At 64.8% G+C, this 20893-nt stretch carries 20 protein-coding genes; 7 read left to right on the top strand and 13 right to left on the bottom strand.

The window, feature by feature from the left end:
• Positions 1-16: 16 nt before the first annotated feature.
• The 6 genes from AQ12_RS06010 to AQ12_RS05985 all read right to left on the bottom strand — a co-directional run bounded on the left by AQ12_RS06010 (position 17) and on the right by AQ12_RS05985 (position 6732).
• Positions 17-697 carry a GntR family transcriptional regulator gene (locus AQ12_RS06010; protein WP_048438966.1) on the bottom strand — a complete coding sequence of 227 codons (681 nt, stop codon included), beginning with the start codon at positions 695-697 and terminating at the stop codon, positions 17-19.
• A gap of 22 nt (positions 698-719) precedes the next feature.
• Positions 720-1532: a class II aldolase/adducin family protein gene (locus AQ12_RS06005; RefSeq protein ID WP_048438965.1), complete on the bottom strand. Its 813-nt coding sequence runs from the start codon at positions 1530-1532 to the stop codon at positions 720-722.
• A 31-nt stretch (positions 1533-1563) separates the two neighbouring features.
• Positions 1564-2565 carry a PDR/VanB family oxidoreductase gene (locus tag AQ12_RS06000; RefSeq protein ID WP_048438964.1) on the bottom strand — a complete coding sequence of 334 codons (1002 nt, stop codon included), beginning with the start codon at positions 2563-2565 and terminating at the stop codon, positions 1564-1566.
• A complete protein-coding gene (locus tag AQ12_RS05995) occupies positions 2562-4115 on the bottom strand; it encodes a Rieske 2Fe-2S domain-containing protein (protein ID WP_048438963.1) in 1554 nt (517 codons plus the stop codon). The genes AQ12_RS06000 and AQ12_RS05995 overlap by 4 nt, the downstream gene beginning before the upstream one ends.
• A 142-nt stretch (positions 4116-4257) precedes the next feature.
• A complete protein-coding gene (locus AQ12_RS05990) occupies positions 4258-4746 on the bottom strand; it encodes a hemerythrin domain-containing protein (RefSeq protein ID WP_048438962.1) in 489 nt (162 codons plus the stop codon).
• A gap of 72 nt (positions 4747-4818) precedes the next feature.
• The gene (locus tag AQ12_RS05985; RefSeq protein ID WP_048438994.1) at positions 4819-6732 is read right to left on the bottom strand and encodes an FAD-binding monooxygenase; all 1914 of its coding nucleotides are present in this window, start codon (positions 6730-6732) and stop codon (positions 4819-4821) included.
• 211 nt (positions 6733-6943) lie between these two features.
• Between AQ12_RS05985 and AQ12_RS05980 the strand changes: the two genes are divergently transcribed.
• Positions 6944-7432 carry a hypothetical protein gene (locus tag AQ12_RS05980; protein WP_048438961.1) on the top strand — a complete coding sequence of 163 codons (489 nt, stop codon included), beginning with the start codon at positions 6944-6946 and terminating at the stop codon, positions 7430-7432.
• 66 nt (positions 7433-7498) lie between these two features.
• Here AQ12_RS05980 and AQ12_RS05975 read toward each other — a convergent pair whose 3' ends face one another.
• The 3 genes from AQ12_RS05975 to AQ12_RS05965 are packed head-to-tail and all read right to left on the bottom strand — an operon-like array spanning position 7499 to position 10099.
• Positions 7499-8452, bottom strand: a complete 954-nt coding sequence (locus AQ12_RS05975) for an NAD(P)-dependent oxidoreductase (RefSeq protein WP_048438960.1) — start codon at positions 8450-8452, stop codon at positions 7499-7501.
• Positions 8449-9129 carry an RraA family protein gene (locus tag AQ12_RS05970; protein ID WP_048438959.1) on the bottom strand — a complete coding sequence of 227 codons (681 nt, stop codon included), beginning with the start codon at positions 9127-9129 and terminating at the stop codon, positions 8449-8451. The genes AQ12_RS05975 and AQ12_RS05970 overlap by 4 nt, the downstream gene beginning before the upstream one ends.
• Position 9130: 1 nt before the next feature.
• On the bottom strand, positions 9131-10099 hold the full coding sequence (locus AQ12_RS05965) for a tripartite tricarboxylate transporter substrate binding protein (protein WP_048438958.1): 969 nt from the start codon (positions 10097-10099) through the stop codon (positions 9131-9133).
• Positions 10100-10203: 104 nt separating this feature from the next.
• On the opposite strand from AQ12_RS05965, the gene AQ12_RS05960 reads away from it, so the two are divergent.
• The 3 genes from AQ12_RS05960 to AQ12_RS21950 all read left to right on the top strand — a co-directional run bounded on the left by AQ12_RS05960 (position 10204) and on the right by AQ12_RS21950 (position 15188).
• Positions 10204-10959, top strand: coding sequence for an IclR family transcriptional regulator (locus AQ12_RS05960; protein WP_048438957.1), 756 nt, complete (start codon positions 10204-10206; stop codon positions 10957-10959).
• A 40-nt stretch (positions 10960-10999) separates the two neighbouring features.
• Positions 11000-11380, top strand: a complete 381-nt coding sequence (crcB, locus tag AQ12_RS05955; protein WP_048438993.1) for a fluoride efflux transporter CrcB — start codon at positions 11000-11002, stop codon at positions 11378-11380.
• A gap of 157 nt (positions 11381-11537) precedes the next feature.
• On the top strand, positions 11538-15188 hold the full coding sequence (locus tag AQ12_RS21950; protein ID WP_053076571.1) for an S-layer family protein: 3651 nt from the start codon (positions 11538-11540) through the stop codon (positions 15186-15188).
• Here the strand turns inward: AQ12_RS21950 and AQ12_RS05945 are convergent.
• Complete coding sequence (locus AQ12_RS05945) at positions 15165-16238, bottom strand: MerR family transcriptional regulator (protein ID WP_048438956.1); 1074 nt, start codon at positions 16236-16238, stop codon at positions 15165-15167. The genes AQ12_RS21950 and AQ12_RS05945 overlap by 24 nt on opposite strands.
• A 124-nt stretch (positions 16239-16362) precedes the next feature.
• Here AQ12_RS05945 and AQ12_RS05940 point away from each other — a divergent pair, with 124 nt between their 5' ends.
• Genes AQ12_RS05940 through AQ12_RS05930 form a run of 3 tightly spaced genes read left to right on the top strand, consistent with a single transcriptional unit; the run spans position 16363 to position 18777 of the window.
• Positions 16363-17241 carry a DUF4399 domain-containing protein gene (locus AQ12_RS05940; protein WP_053076570.1) on the top strand — a complete coding sequence of 293 codons (879 nt, stop codon included), beginning with the start codon at positions 16363-16365 and terminating at the stop codon, positions 17239-17241.
• A 5-nt stretch (positions 17242-17246) separates the two neighbouring features.
• Positions 17247-17975: a transglutaminase family protein gene (locus AQ12_RS05935; protein ID WP_152682690.1), complete on the top strand. Its 729-nt coding sequence runs from the start codon at positions 17247-17249 to the stop codon at positions 17973-17975.
• Positions 17976-18012: 37 nt separating this feature from the next.
• Positions 18013-18777, top strand: coding sequence for an MHYT domain-containing protein (locus AQ12_RS05930; RefSeq protein ID WP_238587663.1), 765 nt, complete (start codon positions 18013-18015; stop codon positions 18775-18777).
• Between the two features lie 17 nt (positions 18778-18794).
• Here the strand turns inward: AQ12_RS05930 and fahA are convergent, their stop codons facing one another.
• Genes fahA through AQ12_RS05915 form a run of 3 tightly spaced genes read right to left on the bottom strand, consistent with a single transcriptional unit; the run spans position 18795 to position 20883 of the window.
• On the bottom strand, positions 18795-20108 hold the full coding sequence (gene fahA, locus AQ12_RS05925) for a fumarylacetoacetase (protein WP_048438953.1): 1314 nt from the start codon (positions 20106-20108) through the stop codon (positions 18795-18797).
• A gap of 14 nt (positions 20109-20122) precedes the next feature.
• Complete coding sequence (locus AQ12_RS05920; RefSeq protein ID WP_048438952.1) at positions 20123-20656, bottom strand: VOC family protein; 534 nt, start codon at positions 20654-20656, stop codon at positions 20123-20125.
• A gap of 20 nt (positions 20657-20676) precedes the next feature.
• Entirely contained in the window at positions 20677-20883 is a 207-nt protein-coding gene (locus AQ12_RS05915; protein ID WP_048438990.1) for a DUF2783 domain-containing protein, read from the bottom strand.
• Positions 20884-20893: the final 10 nt, after the last annotated feature.

The following is a 20893-nucleotide window of genomic DNA, read 5'->3' as shown; positions in this document are numbered from 1 at the left end:
TGGCGTCGCCGTCGATTCACGCAACAGCCAGATCTTGCGCCAGCTTGTCCCTGAGCTGCCGCACGAGATTCACCTTGGCGCTGGTCATGTGCTGCTCGGTCATCTTCACTGCGCGCTCGACGTCACCGCGGCCGATCGCATCGGCTATCTCCTGGTGCTCGTCCCAGATCGCCGTGCGCTTGTCAGACGACTGGTGAACGGCGCCCATCACGCGCCGCAGGTGAACCCAGTAGCGGTTGGCGTTCTCGGCAATCAGCGGATTGCCGGAAGCCGCGTAGATGGCGTTATGGAATGCGATGTCGGCGTCGACGATGCGCTTGAGGTCGCCGCTGCGCGTGCTCAGGCGGCCCTGCTCGATCAGTGCGGGATCTATCGTCGCGTGCGCTTGCGCCGCCAGGCGTGCGGCCAGCGAGTCGAGCGCACCGCGCACCTCATACAGACGGCCGACCCACTCCGGATCCAGCGGCGCGACCTGCACACCCCGGCCCGGCGCGTCTTCGATGAGGCCGTCCTTCTTCAGCAGGCGCAGCGCCTGCAACACCGGCGAGCGGGACACATGCAACTGCTCGGCGATCTCCTCCTGCGTGATCCGCTCGCCTGGGGCGAGCGAGCCATCGGTGATGGCATGGGCCAGCACGTTGTAGACCGTCTCGACGAAGTCGCTACGGGTGGGGAGACTGTCAAGTTGCAGGCGCATGCGGTGATTCTAGTTTTGACCGTCAGTCAAACATGTCCGGCTGGCTGATGGCCAGGTGCTCGTAGATCGGCTGGAAGTGCAGCCAGCCGATGTACTCGGACCCGACGTGTTCACGGCTGTAGCGCGAGCGCTCAGGCGTCACCAGCACAGGCTTGTGGCCGGTCGCCTCCACCATCAGCTGCTGGCGGCAGCAGCGCTCGAGTGCGATGAACCAGAACGCCGCAGCCTCGATGCTGTGGCGGCTGGCGGTGAGCAGGCCGTGGTTCTGGTGGATGGCGGCTTTGACGCCCTTGAACCAGTCGCAAACGGCCAGGCCCGCGCTTTCTTCGACAGCCACTTGCCCTGCCTCGTCCCGGATCACCACGTGGTCCTCGAAGAAGGCCGCAGCATCCTGCGAGATGGGGTCCAGCGCGCGGCCCAGCGAAGCGAAGGCCGTGCCGTACACCGTGTGGGCATGGCACATCGAGATGATGTCGGGGTGCGCCTCATGCACGGCTGCGTGCAGCACGAAGCCGGCGCGGTTGAGGGCGTGGCTGCCTTGCACGACGCGGCCCTTGTGGTCGGCCAGGATCAGGTTGGACACCTTGACCTGGTTGAAGTGCACGCACATCGGATTGGTCCAGTACAGCTCGGGATGCTCGGGGTCGCGGATGGTGAGGTGACCCGCAAAACCGTAGTCGAAACCTTCCAGCGCAAAGGCGCGGCACGCGGCCACCAGGCGCTGCTTGCGGTGCAGGCGGTCCGCCTCGAAGTTGTCGAACTCGGGCACTTCGGGGTAGATCAGGCCGGGCTGCGTGGGTTGGTAGATCGAGTGGTTCTTGACTTTGTCGAGCATGGTGTTCTCCAGAGGCGATGGGGTTGATGTTTCAGAGGTCCAGGACGAGAAGCGGGCTGCGGCAACGCGACACGCACAGCGTCATGCAGTGCGTTTTTTCTTCGTCGCTCAGGATGTAGTCGTTGTGCTCCACGTCGCCTTCGAGGTAGTCGACCTTGCACGAACCACACAGGCCCGACAGGCAGGAAGTGGGCACGCGAAGACCCGCCAGCTCGATGGCCCGCACGATGGTTTGGTCGGGCAGTACCGGCAAGGTGATGCCACGCCGTGCGAGGCGCACTTCAAAGCTCGCATCGGGCGCAGCCTTGGGTGCGGGCTCCGGCGGCTTGAAGTGTTCGAAGTGCACGCTGCCGGGTGTCCAGTGGGTGCTGGCATCGGCGCAGGCTTTCATGAAGCCCACAGGGCCGCAGTAGTACAGGTGCGCACCGGCAGCTTGCTGCTTCAGCAGGGCCGTGATGTCCAGGCCCTGACCTGGTACGCCGTTGTCGAAATGAAAGTGCAGGCGGCCCGGTGGCACCAGCGCGCGCAGTTCGGCGACAAACGCGGCATTGCGCGCCGTGCGTGCGCAGTAGTGAACCTCGAACGATTCGCCCTGCGCGGCCAGTGTGTGCGCCATTGCCTTGATCGGGGTGATGCCGATGCCGCCCGCCAGCAGCACCGTGTGCGCGGCACCTGGCACCAGGGCAAACGCGTTGCGCGGCGCGCCCACCGTGAGCAGTTCGCCCACGCGCACGCTGTTGTGCATGGCACTGGAGCCGCCCTTGCCATTGAGTTCGCGCAGCACGCCCAGCGTCCAGACGCTGCGGTCGGCCGGATCGCCCGATAGCGAGTACGACCGCACCAGGCCGTCGGGCAAGTGAACGTCCACGTGAGCCCCAGCCGTTGCCGGCGGCAGCTCGGCGCCATCCGGGTCCACCAGGTCGAACGCGTGGATCGCTTCGGCCTGCCAGCGGATGGCCTGCACCCGCAGCCGCAGCAGCGGCATGGTCGCTGCTTCAAACTCACTGAGGCCCGCAGGCAGGTTCGCTGTCATGCCTGCCTGCGTGCCAGCACGTCCTGCTGCAGGGTTTCCAGCCGCGCCTTCACGAAGCTCTCGCGCTCGGCGCCTTTCATGCTGTCGGATTCGGTCAGGATCGCCACGACCTGTTTCGCCAGATAGCGGCGCAGCGTGACTTCTTCTTCCTTCGTCCGGCCCACGGGCAGCTCGAACACATTGCCCGAGCAGTAGCTGTTGGGCTCGCCGCCGCAGTCTTTCAGCCAGGCCGCGAACGCTTCGGGCGTGGCCTTGGGATTGGCACCGCGCACGGCATCGCGCAGCAGCTTGCGGAACATATACAGGCCCGCGTCGAACTTGGTCGGGTTCTCCAGCGCGTGGATCGCGATGGGGCGCTGGCTGATGATGGCTTCGTAGTCGCCGGGTGCGTACTGGCAGTCCTTGTAGTTGGGGCGCGCGCGGTGGTCGGTCGGGATCGGCGGCAGGTCTTCGAGCTTGTATTTCCCAAAACGCTCCGGGCGGCGCAGGGCCACCTGGCCTTCGAGGAAGTCGATGGTTTCGTAGCCCACCAGGCTCTTGTCGCCGATGCCGCGTGTGTCGATGCCCGGACCCATCACGCGCCAGCCCAGCATCTTGGTGTTGGTGTCGTCCACCGGCACCGTCCAGCGGATCATGTGGAAGCGGCCAAAGAGCTTTTTCTTGTGGCCGTCTTCCGAGGTGTAGGCGTGCAGGCTGAGGTTGGGCAGCACCTGGTGCTGGACCCGGATGTACATGTGGCCGTCGTCGGAGCGGCGCGCGCCCGAGCAGGCCAGGCCCCGGCCGCCGTGGATCGGCATGAAATGCATGTCGGGCGGCACTTCCATCGAGGCTGCGCCCACTTCATCGAAGGTGGTGCCCTGGTAGTGCTCGCCGGTCACCTGGCGCTTGGCGTGCAGCGCCATGGTGTGATAGTTGTCGGCCGAGTTGTCCTGCACCTGCAGCCAGTTGCAATGCTGGAAGTTGCTGTAGGGCACCAGTTCGTCGCCTTCGGCCACGGTGAAGTTGCCTTCCCATTCCGGGAAGGGCGGCTCCTGGTCGGGCGGACCCATGTAGGCAAACACCAGGCCGTGATGTTCGATCGTCTTGTATGCGCCCTGGCGGATCGAGCAGCGATAGCGCTCGCCTTCCTCTTCTTCACCTTCGGGGAAAGGCACGCGCAGGCAAGTGCCGTCGACGTCGAAGACCATGCCGTGATAGCAGCACGAGATGCCGTGCTGTTCGATCTTGCCGTATTCCAGCGAAGCGCCGCGGTGCACGCAGTGCGCGTGCAGCAGGCCGATGTGGCCGCTGCCGTCGCGAAAGCAAACCAGCTCTTCGCCCAGGATCTTCAGGAAGCGCGGCGTGTCGGTGAGTTCCAGCGTCATGCACACCGGATGCCAGAAGCGGCGCATGTATTCGCCGGTCGGCGTGCCAGGTCCGACTTCGGTCAGCTCCTTGTCGTGGCCGGGTTCCTTGTTGGTGAAGTAGCCGCCGAAGGGGGTGAGCTTCTTGACGACAGAAGGCGCGCCTGAGCTGGTCTTGTCTTCGAACTTGTCCTGGGGTGGGGTCATGGTGGGCTCCGCGAAGGTGGATTTGGCAAACCAGCTCAGATCGCTGTGTTCTGAACTCTGTATCCAAAGAATAGGCGAAACCCGAGACGTCTCTATCAGGGAATACCCTTGAATCAGGTGCCCGGGCGCAGACCGCGCGAAGTCAGGCCGGTGTAGCCAGCGCGGCGCGCAACTCTTCCTTGCGTTGGGTGACCTGCTTGCGCATCGCCACCAGGTCGAGCGAGGTCGCGCGGGCCTTGGGGAAGATGTCGATGCGCTCTTGCTTGACGTGATGGTCCACGTTTTCGCCGAGCACCATCACCTTCGCGTCGAACATCTCATTGACCTCGTTGGCGGATCGGATCTGGGCGATGAGATCCCTGGCACCGGCGTGTTCCACCTGTGCTTCGGCCAGGAGCAAGGTCTGCCTGAATTCCTTGCGCAGGGCCGGATAGAGGATCTCTTCCTCGACCGTGGCGTGCATGGTCAGTTCGGCGCAGATGCGCATCGCAAGATCCTTGCGCGTGTTGACCGAACCGGCCGTGTTCGCGGTTGCCATCTGCCTGAACTCCAGGAACATTTTCCTGACGGCCTTGTGATCGTCATCGAGCAAATCGCAAACGTCGGGCAGGATTTCTTTTCTTGGTTTCATGTGCAGGTCCCGGTAGGTAAGAGCCATCATGCATGGAGCCGAGCGCAACCGGGTGCAGGCACACACCCGCCGTCAGGGCAGCATGAACCCCGCGAAGAAATCTGCCAGGGCTTGGTGCGCACCCAGCGGCAGGACATGCGCGATGTACTGGTCGGGGCGCACCACCACCAGCGCACCGCGCTCGCGGTCTATGCCTCGCAGATCAAAGATGTCGTGTCCGGATTTGAGGTCGGGGCAGAAGACTTTTTCATAGTCGTGCAATCCATACCGGCCTTTGATCGGAAGCAGCAGGGCAGGCATGGACCGGGTGGAGAGATCGTGATGGCTCTGCTGGAAGATCGCCCGCACATCGAACACGCCGTCCATGTCCTGGCCGGCGCGGGTGTACTTGCGTACCGGCGAATCCGGCGACTCTTGCAGATATCGGCACAGCGCGCGAATGCCCGACTGATCGCTGGTGTGGTCCGTTGCGCCGCCAAACGCGTACAGCCGCCACCGCCCGTCGGCCTTGCCTGCATGGCCCAGCTGCATCGGCCTCGCATCGGCGATGCGAACCACGGGCGCCGAGTGGAATCGCGTGCCGATGACAAAGCCCGTCGCAAGCTGCTGGTGCGAGGCCCCGCCGGTGATGAGCGAAGCTTTGTAGTGCGTCCCCATGCCCGCGGTGAAGCGCCCATGCTGCTCAAAGTATTTCTGGAATTCCTTGGGGTCCACGCCGTCTGATTGATCGCCGTTGCCCTGTCTGGCAGGGTCGCTGAACATCTTGGCCCATTCGCGATCGAAGTCGATCAGCTCCTGCGCGACGACCTGGCGCTCCTGCGAATAACTGTCGAGAAGCCCGGGTGCGCACTGACCGCGCAGAACGGATGCGAGTTTCCAGCCGAGGTTGAACGTGTCCTGCATGGAGAAGTTCATGCCCTGTCCGGCCTTGGGGCTGTGCGTGTGGCAGGCGTCACCGGCGATGAACACGCGCGGCATCTTGCCTGACCCGTCGGTCGCATCGTCATAGCGCGCGCAGATTCGCTGGCCGATCTCGTACACCGACCACCAGGGCACCTCTTTCACATCGAGCTTGTAGGGATGCAGGATGCCTTGCGCAACTTCGATCAGCCGTTCAACCGTGATGCCGCGGCTGGCCACACGCTCTTCGTCACCGAGCTTGTCCATCTCGACATAGAGCCGCACCAGATAGCCGCCTTCACGCGGAATCACCAGCAGGTTGCCATGTGCGGATTGCACCGCGACCTTGTAGCGGATGTCGGGGAAATCGGTGACGGCCAGCACATCCATCACGCCCCAGGCCTGGTTCGCCGAATCACCCACCAGTTGCAGGCCGATGGCCCTGCGCACGTTGCTGCGGGCCCCATCGCAGCCGACGACGTAGCGCGCCCGGATGGTCTCGATCTTGCCGGCGTGGATGCCATCGCATCGCTCGACACGCACCGTCACCGGATGCGTTGGGTCGGCGTCGTCCACGGCCACGTCCACGAGGCGGCGCGAGTAGTGCGGCTCCAGCCGGCTCGGCGAATTGCGCATCAGCTCCAGGTAGAAGTCGTGCACGCGCGCCTGGTTCAGCACCACATGCGGAAACTCCGACAGGCCGTCTTCCGTGTCCTGCACGCGGCCATGGCGCGCGATGTGTTCCGGCTGGTCCTCGTCCGGCTTCCAGAACGTGACTTCATTGATCCAGCAGGCTTCTTTCAGCACCCGCTCTGCAAAGTTGAAGGCCTCGAACATTTCCATCGTGCGGCACGCAATGCCGTCGGCCTGTCCCAGTTGCAGCGGGCCGTCCTTCTGTTCGACGATGCAGGTGTGGATGTCGGGGAAGGCGGCGAGTTGCGCGGCAAGGGTGAGTCCGGCAGGACCGCAGCCAACGATGAGCACGTCCACTTCGGCAGGCACGGTATCTGTGTGCCTTGCGACGTGCGGGGCCGCATCCTCGACATGGGGATCTCCAGGCTTGAAACCGTTCAGGTGAAATTGCATGGGGTTCGCTTTCTGCGCATCGGGCGGGCAACCGTTGCATTTTGCCGTGGTGTGCGGCCGGGCCGCCAATCGGAGCCTGATCAATTGCACTGCTGCTGTGTCTGCATTCGATGACGGGTGTAGGCCTCATGCGGTGCCCATGATGCGAATTCGTGGAGCGTTCGCAAGCCTCGTGGGCATTTAGCCTGAGTGTCTTCAACAAGGAGATCGAATGAACAAGGACGAAAAGAAGGTTGCCGGCGCAGGTGCCGGCATTGTTGGCGGCGCTGCGCTCGGCGGCGTGGCCGGTGGTGCAACTGCCGGTGCATTGGCTGGCGGCGTCACGGGCCCCGTGGGCGCTGTGATCGGCGCGGCAGTGGGCGCAGTGGCCGGCGCGGTCATGGGCAAGAACGCAGCTGATCCGGTGATCGAAGACAGCTACTGGCGTGAGAACCATGCATCGCGTCCGTATGCGCACAAGGACCTGGGCTACGACCACTACAAGCCCGCCTACTCTGCAGGCGTCGAGTCGTTCAACCGCAACCCCACGCGCTCGTTTGACGAGATCGAACCCGAACTCAGCCGTGACTGGGGCCGCGCCCGTGGCAATTCGTCGCTGGAGTGGGAACATGCACGGCCCGCAGCTCGCGATGCCTGGGACCGTGCGAGCAATGCAGTAGAGCGCGCCATTCCCGGTGACTCCGACAAGGACGGTCGCTGATCGCCTGGTCAACTGACCATTGCGTTTGAACCAGAAGGGTTCCCGTGCAAACGGGAGCCCTTTTTTTCAATGCTGCGGCACCGCTTCGCGTGATGCGTGGGGCTGGATCACGCTTCGCACATTGCGTGCAGCGGCAACACCCATGTTGATGTAGGCGTCGCCGGTGACTCCGCCGATGTGCGGGCTGAGGATAAAGCCGGGCTCGGTCTGGAACGCATGGCCTTGCACCATCGGCTCGACGCAAAAGCTGTCAAGCCCTGCCGCCAACACCTGGCCGCTGCGCACGGCGGCCAGTAATGCAGCTTCATCGATGAGGCCGCCCCGGGCCGTGTTGACAACGATCACGCCGTGCTTGCACTGTGCCAGCGTCGCCTCATTCAGGAGCTTGTGGTTGTCTGCGGTCAGCGGGCAATGCAGTGAGATCACGTCGGCTTCGCGCCACAGGGTTTCCAGATCGGTTTTTTTCACGAACCCGGGTGTGTCGCCCGCAAAGGGATCGAAGCCGATAACGTTCATGCCCATGGCGCTTGCCATGCGCGCGAAGCGCAGGCCGATGGCGCCCAGGCCTATGAGTCCCACGGTCCTGCCGTGCAACTCCAGGCTCTTGTGCGTGGCCTTGTCCCAGTAGCCTGCGTGCATGCGCGCGTCGAGCGCCGGCACGGATTTGGCGCAGGCCATCATCAGCGCCAGGGCGTGCTCCGCGACTGCCGCTGCATTGGCACCCACGGCGGCGCGCACTTCAACGCCTCGCGCAGCCGCCGCGACTTTGTCGATCGTGTCGGTGCCGCTGCCGTGCTTGGAGATCACGCGCAGCGAGGGCGCAGCAGCAATCGCCGCAGCCCCGACCTTGCTGTAGCGCACGATGATCGCGACCGGGTCGTGCTGCCTGCACAGGGCGACGATGTCGTCCTCGCCCGGAGTCTTGCCCGCGTACACGACCTCGAAATCCTCCAGCAGCGCCAGCGCTTGCGGCGCGAGGTCCGCAGCGGTGACAAGCAGGGCGGGCTTTCGTTGACTCACAGCGCTTCACCTTCCTTGAGCACCCCGGCTGCAACCAGCGCGGCAGCCAGCCACTTGGCCTGCGTGTCGCCCTGCTTGATCGCCGCAATGCGCGCGCTCTCGTCGGCGACTTTTTTTGCGGCGGCGGGCAGCAGCGATTCGATCTTTTCGCGTTCGACCACCACCACGCCGTCGGCGTCACCGATCACGAAATCGCCCGCATGAACCGTCACACCGCCGACCGTGACAGGGTGCCCGATGCGGCCGGGGCAGGTCTTGGTCGGGCCGTTCGGATTGAAGCCGGCGGCAAACACCGGGAAGTCCATCTCGTCGATTTCAAGCGTGTCGCGCACCGCGCCGTCGATGACGACACCGGCCAGGCCCAGCTGCTGGCACGCGGTCATCATGATGGTGCCCATCAGCGCCGCGTTGAGGTCGCCCTTGCCGTCGATCACCAGCACGTCGCCCGGCTTTGCAAGCGAAATGGCTGCGTGGATCATCAGGTTGTCACCGGGACGCACCTCGACTGTCAGCGCCGTGCCTGCCAGCTTCATGCGCGGGCGCAGCGCCTTGATGCTGCCGTGCAATGCGCCTCGGCGGCCGGCCACATCGGCCAGGATCGCGGGCTGGAATGATGCGGCCTCGCGCACGACGGCGGCGGGCACGCGCTTGAAGTCACGAATGATGTCCTGTGTCATGTCAGTCCACCTTCGCGCCGGATTCCTTGACGATACGGCCCCAGCGGCCGATGTCGTCACGGATCAGTTTGCTGAACTGCTCGGGCGTGCTGCCCGCGACATCTGCGCCCTGGTCGCCGAGCTTTTTCTGCAGGTCAGGCGTGAGCAGGGCCTTGTTGATGTCGGCGTTGAGCTTGGCCAGGATGTCCCTGGGCAGGTTGGCCGGGCCGACGATGCCGAACCAGGTGACGGCCTCGAAACCCTTGTAGCCGGACTCGGCAATCGTCGGCACTTGCGGCAGGTCATCCGCACGCTTGGCGGAGGTCACCGCAATAGCCCGCATCTTGCCGTTCTTGATGTGGCCGATGAGCGTGGGAATCGACGACACATACAGCTGCACCTGTCCGCCGATCAGGTCGGTCGCGCCCTGCGCCGCGCCCTTGTACGGCACGTGCGTGAGCTTGACGTTCGCAGCTTTCTGGAACGACTCGGTGGCCAGGTGCGCAACCGTGCCATTGCCCGAGGTCGCGTAGTTGAGCACGCCGGGGTTGGCCCTGGACGCAGCCACCACATCGGCCAGCGTCTTGAGCGGCGAGTCGGCTGCAACCACGATGACCAGCGGGGCGCTGGCAACCATGCTCACAGGTGTCAGGTCCTTCACCGGGTCGTAGGGCAGCTTGGAGTAAAGGGTCGGATTGATCGCGAGGTTGCTGGTCTGCCCCAGCACGATGGTGTAGCCGTCTGCCGGTGATTTCGCTGCTGCGTCCACGCCGAGGTTGCCGCCCGAGCCGGGCCGGTTGTCGACGATGAAGGTGTAGCCCAGCGTGGTCACCTTGCTGGCCACTTCACGGGCGATGATGTCGGTGCCGCCACCGGCCGGGAAGGGCACGATCAGGCGGATGGGCTTGGCGGGCCAGGCCTGTGCAAAGGCGCTGGAAGCCAGGGTGCAGGCAACTGCAAATGCCAGCGTGGAACGGCGGGAAAGTCTCATGGTTTTGTCTCCGTCAATTGCGCAACGACGCAACATGGAATGGGACTGTAGGCCGGCGTTTCGCACCGTACAATACCGTTTCACACAGCGGTCCATGGTGCAACATGCGAAACGATCCAGAGGATGAGCCGGAGGGCAGGGGCGAGGGCGTCGTTGCCGTCACGCGCGCGCTGTCGCTGATGGAAGCATTCGAGGTCGGCGAGGCGACGCTCTCGCTGGCAGAGCTCAGTCGGCGTGCGCAGATGCACAAGACCACGGCGCTGCGGCTGGCGCGCACGCTGGCCCTGTCGCAGTACATGGTGCAGGCCGAAGACGGCCAGTGGCGCCTGGGCCCGGCTGCCGGCTGGCTGGGCGCGCGCTACCAGGCCGGATTCGACGTGAACCGCGTCGTGGAGCCCGCGCTCCACGAGCTGGTCAAGGCCACGGGCGAAAGCGCTTCGTTCTACGTGCGCGAAGGCGATGTCAGGTCCTGTGTCGCGCGGGTCGAAGGGCCGCAATCGGTGCGGCACAACGTGCGCATCGGTGAACGGCTGCCGTTGAACAAGGGCGCGCCGGGGCGCGTGATCCTGGCATTCAGCGGCGCTGCAGGCGAGCCTTACGAGACGATCCGCGAGCAGGGCTTCCAGATTTCGATGGGCGAGCGAGAGGCGGAGGTCGCCAGTGTTGCCGCGCCCGTGTTCGGCCTCAACTGGCGCCTGCTGGGTTCGCTGTGTATCTCCGGGCCGTCTGCGCGACTGTCCAAGGCGAAACTGATGAAGTATTCCAGGAGCGTGATCCGCTCGGCGAACCAGTTGTCGTACGCGCTGGCCGGAACCCGATCGGCGCAAACGCCGCGCGCGATTTCGCGCTGGCATCCGTGAAGGCCGTGCGCCGCTTTCACGCGTGGCTATGCTTGACGCCATGGCAGCCATCCTCGCGATCTCGTTAGGCGCATCCGTAGGCGCAATCCTGCGGTGGCGGCTGGGCCTGTGGCTGAACACCACCTGGTCCCACGTTCCGCTGGGTACGTTGGCCGCCAACCTGGTCGGCGGTTATCTCATCGGACTTGCCCTCGCGCATTTCATGCAGCGGCCCGACCTGTCGCCCGAGTGGCGCCTGCTGGTGGTGACCGGTTTCCTCGGAGGGCTCACGACGTTCTCGACGTTCTCGGCCGAGGTCGTCGAAAGCATGATGCAGGGCCGCGTGACGGCGGCCATGGGGATCGTGTTCCTGCACCTCGCCGGAAGCCTTTGCCTGACGGCGCTGGGCATCGTCAGCTACAACGCCCTGGCGGGTCGCTAGGGTCGTGACGGCTGGGGTCGTCGCGCTTCAGTTGCCAATCAAAGGGTTTACCCTGGTAAGGCGGTCCGTCGCCGTGTGCGTTTGTGCGCCGAAATAGGGGTTGAACAAGGATGTAGCGGGGCGTAGTATTTGTAACCCCCCGCAACAAGGTGCCCCCATGGATTATCTCGATCTGTTCCAAATGGAGAGAGTGGACCCGACACCGCCGCGGGTCACTGGTGTGACCTCCGCCAATGCCGACGGCAGCTACAGGGTGGGAGATGTCATCTCCGTGCAGGTCGAATTCAACGAAGTGGTCAACGTGACCGGCATGCCCCAGCTGACACTGGAGACCGGCACCATCGACCGCATCCTGGACTACGCGAGCGGCAGCGGGACCGACACGCTGACGTTCCTGTACACGGTGCAAGCCGGTGACTGGACAGCGGACCTGAACTACGCCAGCACGACCGCATTGCAGGCCAATGGCGGCTCGATCTCCGATGGGGCGGGCAATGAGGCGGAGCTGACCTTGCCGTCGCCATCAGGCCCCAAGTCGCTGGGCGGCAACAAGGACATCGTGATCGACAACACGCCTGCGTCGGTCACCGGGGTGACCTCCAGCAAGGGCGACGGCTTCTACAGCGCGGGCGATGTGATCACCATCCAGGTCACGTTCGACGAGGCGGTGACGGTGACCGGTACGCCGCAGCTGGCGCTGGAGACAGGTGACACCGATCGAACGATCGACTACACGAGCGGCTCGGGATCGAACACCCTGAATTTCAGGTACACGGTTCAGGCAGGCGACACTGCTGCGGATCTCGATTACCTCGGCACGGCGGCCTTGAGCCTGAACGGCGCAACGATCCGCGACGCTGGCGGCAATGACGCTGTGCTGGATCTGCCCAGTCCCGGTGCCGCAGGTTCTTTGGGCGCAAACAAGGCGCTGGTCATCGACACCACGGCGCCCACCGTCATCAGCGTGGACGGGCTGAACGAAGATGGCATTTACGGCATCGGCGACGTGATCACGATCGTCGTCACGTTGAGCGAACCTGTCGAGCTCGGTCCGGGTTCGCGGCTCTGGCTGGAAACCTGCATCAACGCCCGGGTCTTCGACTTCACCAACGTGCCGCGCGGCCCTGGGGACGGCACGCTTTACAGCACGCTGGAGTTTGCCTACACGGTCCAGCCGGGTGACAGCAGCCATGACCTGGACTACCTGAGCAGCGCGGCATTCGTGGTGATCGGCGGCCGGGTCACCGACGTGGCCGGCAACGAACTGGTGACTGAACTGGCTCGGCCCGGCGCTTCGGGATCGCTGGGTGACAACTGCGACTATGTGATCGACGGTATCCAGCCCACAGTCGCCGGCGTGGCTTCCACCTCACCGGCGGGCAGCTACAAGGCCGGTGACACGATCTCCATCCAAATCACGTTCACCGAAGCCGTCTTTGTGACGGGCACGCCGCAGCTGACGCTGGAGACCGGTGGCACCGACCGCGCGATCGACTACGCAAGCGGCAGCGGCACGGACACGCTCACATTCACCTACACGGTACAAGCGGGCGACACCAGCCTGGACCTGGACTACCTGAGCGCATCCGCGCTGGCCTTCAATGGCGGCGCGATCGAGGATGCAGCGGGCAACAGCGCTGTTCTGGCCTTGCCGGAGCCCGGCGCCGCGAACTCGCTGGGCGCCAATGAAAGCATCGTGATCGACACGGGCGCTCCGGTGGTGAACGCAGTGAATTCGACCACTGACAACGGCACCTACAAAATCGGCGATGTGATCAGTGTCCAGGTCAGTTTCAGCGAGGCGGTCACCGTGAGCGGTACCCCGCAGCTCACGCTGGAGACCGGTGGCACCGACCGCACGGTCGATTACGCGAGCGGCAGCGGCACCGACACGCTGACCTTCACCTACACGGTGCAGGCAGGCGACACGGCTGCCGACCTGGACTACATCGGCACGGCGGCATTGAGCCTGAACGCAGGCGCAGTCACCGATGCTGCCGGTAATGACGCAGTCCTCACGCTGCCCAGCCCTGGTGCCGCCGGGTCATTGGGTGCGAACCGTGACCTGGTCATCGATGGCGTTCAGCCGACGGTGGCGGGCGTGTCTTCCACTTCTGCGGCCGGCACCTACCGGACTGGCGACACGATCTCCATACAGGTCCAGTTCACCGAGGGCGTGGTTGTCACCGGGACGCCTCAGCTGACCCTGGAGAGCGGCAGCACCGACCGCACCGTCGATTACGCGAGCGGCAGCGGCACCGATACGCTGACCTTCACCTACACCGTGCAGGCCGGCGACGCGAGCCTGGACCTGGACTACCTGGGCACGTCCGCACTGAGCCTGAACGGCGGCACGATCGCAGACGACGCGGGCAACAGCGCCGCATTGGCCCTGGCCGCGCCCGGCGATGCCAATTCGCTGGCCGCCAATGAAGCCCTGGTGATCGACACCGTGATTCCCGACTCGCCCATCGTTGTCGGCGTGAGTTCGACCACCGCCAACGGTTACTACAACGCAGGCGACGTGATCAGCCTCCAGGTCCAGTTCAGCGAGGACGTCATGGTGAGCGGCACCCCGCAGCTGACACTGGAGACCGGTGGCACCGACCGCACCATCAATTACGCCAGCGGCAGCGGCACCAGCACGTTGACGTTCACCTACACGGTGCAGCCAGGAGATACCAGCGCCGACCTGGACTACTGGAGCGCGGCAGCCCTGGTGCTCAATGGCGGGTCGATCACGGATTCGGACGACAACGACGCAGACCTCACGCTGCCGACACCGGGCGCGGCAGGTTCGCTGGGCGCGAACGAGGCGCTGGTCATCGACACCACGCGACCCTTCAGGCCGGACGCGCCGGACCTGAAGGAAACCAGCGACGACGGCATCTCGTCGTCTGACGACATCACGTCGGACACCACCCCGTCGTTCTGGGGCATTGCCGAAGCCAACTCGACAGTGACGCTGTACGACACCGATGGCACCACCGTCCTGGGAACGGACGTGGCCACGGGCGGGACCTGGTCCATCACCAGCTCGGCCTTGTCCGTCGGCATCCATTCGGTGAGCGTCGTGTCTACCGATGCTGCCGGCAACTCCAGCTGGCGCTCCGAGACTCTGGACGTGACCATCCGCGAGGAAGGCCTGATATTGATGGGCACGCCGGATCCGGACAACCTGGTCGGGGCAACGGGCGACGACCAGATCTACGGGCTGGAGGCGAACGACGCGCTGTACGGTGGCCTGGGTGACGACACCTACTACGTCGACTTCCACAAGGACAAGGTTTTCGAGGGGCTGGACGAGGGCACTGACCGGGTGATTGCATCGGTCTCCTGGAAGCTCGACCCCAACGTCGAGAACCTGACCCTGGTTGGCGGCGCGATTCTGGCGCGCGGCAACGAGTTGAACAACAGCCTTCAAGGCAACGACGCGGGCAACAGGCTGGACGGCATGGCCGGTGCGGATTCGCTGTGGGGCGGGGCAGGGGCTGATCACTTCATCTATACAACCGCGGGCGATTCGATGCCCGGCCCCGGTTTGTTCGACGTCATCCTGGACTTCATGGCCGCTGAAGGCGACATGATTGACCTGCAGGGTATCGACGCGAACACCGCCGTCTCAGGCAACCAGGCGTTCACCTTTATCGGCTCGGCAAGTTTTAGCAGTTCGCATGCTACCGGCCAGCTGAGGTTCGACGCCGCGTCCCACATGCTCTACGGCAGCATCGATGCGGATTCCGACGCCGAGTTCGCCGTCGAACTGGCCGGTGTGTCCAGCCTTTCAGCCGCCTCGTTGATCCTGTAGCTGATGCAGCGCGCCGCCTTCGGGCGACGCCTGCGCATGCTGCATGACACGCTGCAGCGCGTGCTCGAACAGCGCGCGCGCCGATCCTGAAATCGATCGGAGGTAGGCGTGGATGCTGGCGTCTTCGGGGCTGGTGTCCAGGCACTGCCGGCTGTAGTCCTCAAAGCTGGTGAGCTGGCTGATCAGGTCGGCGATATGGCGCGGGCATTCGCACAGGATGGGCGTCGGTGAGGACGCGATCCTGGCAAGTTCCGAATCAGAGTAGCGGCGCGGCGGCACCGTTGCGCCCGGCCCGAATGCCGGCGCGGATTCGGTGGTGTCGACCACCGTGACCGAGCGGATCACTTCCACCAGTTCGGCGTCCGACACCGGCTCGCGCCGCAGGATCATGCCGTCGGCGCGCATCGCCTCCAGCACGGGTTCGGCCGCGAAGTTGTACAGCACGATCGTGTGGTTTGCCCGGATACGGGCGAGCGCATCGGCAAGTTCGGCGGCCGTGCTTCGCTGGATCGCATTGAGGCGCGCCACAAGGATGTCGCAATGCTGCAATTGCCCGCTGTCGGCGGCCTCGGCGGCCGATGCCAGATCGGCAAATACATGGCTGACCTGCGGCGCCTGCCCCCGGTAGTGCTGACTCCAGCCTGCCGCGTTCATGCGCGCGGCGACGGCCTCGCCCACGACCACCAGCGACACCGATTTCATCGGGGAGACCGTAGCGGTCGCCTCGGCCGAACGCGATCCGGTGAGCCGGCGCTGCAACTCTGACAGGGGTAGCCGCGCGATGCCGCCCAGGCTATGCCCGGCGACCGTGAGCTGACGCAGGATTCGCGCGCGCATCACGTCAACCTCGGTGTACAGGCGGTGGCGTCCGGTGCTCTTGGAAGGGCTGAACGCCGCGTGCCGCGTCTCCCACACGCGAAGTGTCGTCACCGGCACGCCCGTCAGGCGTGACACCCCGCCGATGCGGTAGCTGCCGGCGGGGGAGTCGGCTTCGCCGTCGCCGTTGGCATCGGAAGGCTGGCCCTGGTGTTCGTCGTGTAGATATTGCATAGCTTTAGTCTGTGGATGGGCTGCCATATAGCGTAACTGTTCTGACGTTTGGTTGCAAATCATGGACATTAGCTACACCAAACACGCACCGATTATCTACTAAACCTACAGAACAAGGTTATTTATGCAGTACCTCCGCCTCCAACTCGTCGCCATCGCGGCGTTTCTTTCCCTCAACGTTGCCACCGCTGCCAATGTCGCCAGCAAGGCGCCCGCAGCCGCCGATGCCGAACTGCCGGTGCATCCGTGGGTTGTGCCGCCGCCCAACCTGCAGCCCGCCGCGCACTTCACCAACCTGAGCGACGGCGACGTCGTCGACGCGCCTTTTGTCGTGAAGTTCGGCCTGTCCATGCGCGGCCTGGTGCCGGCCGGCCAGACAGCCGGGCGCGCGGGCCACCATCACCTGCTGGTCAACCAGCCGCTGCCGATGGACTTCAAGAAGCCGTTGCCGTTTACCGACCAGTACATCCACTTCGGCAAGGGCCAGATGGAAACCGTGCTCAACCTCAAGCCCGGCACCTACACCCTCAACCTCCTGCTGGCCGACCAGGGCCACATCCCTTTCTTCGTCTACAGCAAGCCGATCCGAGTCACCGTGCGCAAGCAGAACCCGGCCACGACTGCGGCCACCGTGCAGGGCGCCCCTGGCGTTGCACTGCTCAGCCCCGCCGATGGCGCGGTGGTGCGCGATGCGTTTCGCGTGATGTTCCACGCGAGCGGACTGAACGTTTCCAACCAGGCGCCCAAGGTGGCGGGCACGGGCCACTTCCGGCTGACGCTGGAGCGCAAGGGCGGCAATGCCGAAGTGGTGAACTTCACCGCCGGACAAACAGAGACCTGGGTGGAGCCGCCTGCGGGCGACTACACGCTGCGCCTGGCCTTGATCAACAACATCGACGGCCGCGTGATGGCCGAAGGCCCGGCCAGCCGTGTGCGGGTTGACAGTGGGCGCGCTGCGTCGCGTCCGGCTGTGGCCCTGCCCTTGAAGGTCGCACAGAAGTGAGCGTCATGCAGATGTCCACCCCACCTGCGGCCTGGCTCCCCGCTTCGCAATGCCTTCTGGAGACCGCGCAGCTTGATTTCTCCGATGTGAAGCTGCGTATCACCGCGCAGAAACTCACCCAGGCCAAACAGTCCTATGCCGCGCGTGCCGCCGCCATCCATGATTTCGTGCGCCGCATGCCGTTTGCAGCGTCTGCCGACGGCAGCGCCGTACGCGCCAGCGAAGTGCTGCGCGCCGGCGGAGGCGACTGTCACTCCAAGGGCGTGCTCTTCACGGCGCTGTGCCGCGCGGCGGGCCTGCCGGCCCGTCTGTTGTTCGTGAGCGTGCGCACCCGTTTTCTCGCGGGCATTCTTCCTGAGGCACCGGACGCCATGCCGCACGCGATCGGCCAGGTGCTGGTGGGCAGCAACTGGCAAAGCACAGATGGCTACGTGGTGGACCCCATCCTCTTTGCGCGTGCCAAGCAGATGCTGCGCGAGACCGGCGAAGACAGCGGCTGGGGCATCGTGGCCGACGCCAGCGGGTACTGGAACGGACAGGGCGATTGCCTGCAGCAATTCCACCCGCAGGACGTGCTGGAGACCTACGGTGCCTTCCATGACCCGGCCGGCTTCTACCGCAACACCAGCGACATGCGCGAGCACGGCTGGATCGGCTGGCTGAAGTACCAGGTCGGCGCGCGCGTCGTGAACCGCCGCGTGTCGCAAGTTCGCGCCATGCAATCCATGCAGTGAATGCAGTGACCCCCATTTCATTAATCTGGAGACTCCGTTGAACCTCGTCATAACACCCGAATACGCACCCGGCATGGTGGTGCTGTCTTTTGTGATCGCCGCTGCCGGCGCCTTTGCGGCGCTCACAGCTTCCAGCCTCATCGTCGGCCGCAACGGCCGGGTGCAGGTGATCAATGCCTTGACCGCGGGTGTTGCCCTGGGCGGCATCGGCGTGTGGTCGATGCACTTCATCGGCATGCTCGCGGTCCACATCGACATGGGTGTGAGCTACTCGATTCCCGAGACGCTGCTGTCGCTGGTCGCCGCTGTGGCCGGCAGCACGGCTGCGCTGTGGTGGGTGGCGCTGCGCCCCTCGCTGCCGCGCGTCGTGGGCGCAGGCGTGCTGCTGGGTTTCGGCGTGGTGGTGATGCACTACCTGGGCATGTACGGCATGCGCTTTGGCGGCCGCTTCGAATGGTCCGTGGGCACGGTCGCGCTGTCGGTGGTCATCGCCATCGTGGCGGCCATTGCCGCGCTGTGGCTGGCGTTTGTCGTGCGCACGCTGGTGGCACGCATTGGCGCGTCACTCGCGATGGCCGGTACGGTGTGCGCGATGCACTACACCGGCATGGCTGCTGCGACCTTCATCTGCACCACCCCCAATCCGCAGGCCTTTCCTGCCGGACCGCTACTCGTCAATTCGCTGCAGATGCCCGTGCTGGTGTCGATCGTGGCCTTCGGCGCCGTGTTCGTGATCCTGGTCGACCAGGCGTTCCAGCGCTTGCAGGCGCAGCCGCGCCGTGCGGCGCCTGCGGGCCGGTGAGAGCTGCGGTCACGGCGTCAAGCCGTGATGGCGGGCAGTACCGTGCCCACGCATTCTCCAAAGCCGATGCGCGCGGCGCCGGGCCGTTCGCACCAGCCGCGCAGCGTGACCGAGTCGCCGTCTTCCAGCCAGGTACGGCTCTCGCCGTTGGGCAGCGTGATCGGGTTCTTGCCGCCTGTGGTGATTTCGATCAGCGCTGCCGCTTCGCCTGCGCCAGGGCCCGACAGCGTTCCTGAGCCGAACAGGTCGCCCGGCTGCAGGTTGCAGCCGTTCACCGTGTGATGGGTCACCATCTGCGCGACCGTCCAGTACGCATGGCGATAGCTGGTGCGGCAGATGGACGCACCCGCAAGCGCCGCTCGCCGCATGGCGTCGGTCTGCAACTGGACATCCAGCTGGATGTCGAATGCGCCGCTCGCGCGGTTGTCGGCCGAGTCGAGATAGGGTAGCGGCTGCGGGTCCGATTCGTCCCGATGGAACGTGGTGCGAAACGGCGCCAGCGCTTCGAGCGTGACCACCCACGGCGAAATGGTGGATGCGAAGTTCTTGGAGAGAAAGGGACCCAGCGGCTGGTATTCCCACCCTTGCAGGTCGCGCGCCGACCAGTCGTTGAGCAGGCAGATACCGAACACATGATCGTCTGCCTGGGCCATGCTGATGCGCGTGCCCTTGGCATTGCCGGGACCGATGAAGATGCCCAGCTCCAGTTCGATGTCCAGGCGGCGCGACGGCACCACTTGCGGTGTGGTTGCACCGGGAGGCATGGTCTGACCCACAGGCCGGTGAAACGATTCGCCGGAAATGCCGATGCTGGAACTGCGGCCGTGGTAGCCGATAGGCACCCACTTGTAGTTGGGCAGCAGCGGGTTGTCGGGGCGAAACTGCCGGCCGATGTTGGTGGCGTGAAAGACCGAGGTGTAGAAATCGGTGTAGTCGCCGATGCGCGCGGGCACGTCGTACTCGGCTTGCGATTGCGGCACCAGGCAGCTCGACAGCCAGTCGTGCCCCACGGCGTCCTCACGCAGCATGCGCGATAGCGCCAGCCGCAGGGCCGACCAGGCTGATGGGCCCAGGGCCATCAGCGCGTTGAGTTTCTCCTGGCCGCCAGCCTGCGCGGCCTCGGCGGCGCAGCCTTCGAGCAAGCCGGTCGATGCGAGCTGCACCAGATCGAAGATCTGGTCGCCGATGGCCACGCCACCGCGAAATTTCTCGCCGCTGCCCGCGCGGCGGAACACGGCAAACGGCAGGTTCTGGATCGGGAAATCGCAGCCCGGTTCGTTGGCAGATGCCACCCAGCTGCGAAGCGCCGGATCGTGTGTTTCGTTCAACATCGACAAACCTCCTGCTAGGCGTGGCTGCCGTCGTGCATCCACGCTGCGTGATGGGGAGCCCGTTTGGTCCGGCTCCACTCATTGAGCATCTCCCACTTCACTTCGTCAAGCTTGCGATGCATCTCGGGCGTGCCGCAATTGGCGGCCAGTTCGATGCGGTGGCCGTTCGGGTCGAAGAAGTAGATGCTCTTGAAGATCGTGTGGTTGGTCGGGCCCAGCACCTCGATGCCCGCAGCTTCGAGCTTGCGCTTGGCTTCGAGCAGCTTGTCGACCGACTCGACCTTGAGCGCCAGGTGCTGCACCCACTCGGGCGTGTTGGCATCGCGGCCCATTTCGGGCTGGCCCGGCAGTTCGAAGAAGGCCAGCACATTGCCGTTGCCGGCATCCAGGAACACGTGCATGTAGGGGTCGGGTGCCTTGGTCGACGGCACTTCGTTTTCGGCGATGGCGAGCACGAAGCCCATGTCCAGGTGCTTGCCGTACCACTCGACGGTTTCCTTCGCATCGCGGCAACGATAGGCGACATGGTGAATCTGTTGGACGAGCATGGGGTTCTCCTGCGAAGGGTTCAAAGGTCCGCCGATGCGGAGGCGATGTGTTGGGCAATCAGCTGCGCGTCGCCGATCGCATTGGCGTTCAGCAGCGCGAGCTTGACGAGGAACAGCTCGGATTTTTCGGGGCCGGCGTCGTCGATGGCGGTGGCGAGCAGGTCATAGACCGTTTCGAGGCCGCCGATAGAAAGGCCTGCAGTACTGGAGAGGGTCGATGTGTCCATGGTGGTGTCC

This window comes from Caenimonas sp. SL110 (assembly GCF_001044395.1).
GTDB lineage: Bacteria > Pseudomonadota > Gammaproteobacteria > Burkholderiales > Burkholderiaceae_C > Ramlibacter.
This window is presented reverse-complemented; position numbering and strand designations above follow the sequence as displayed.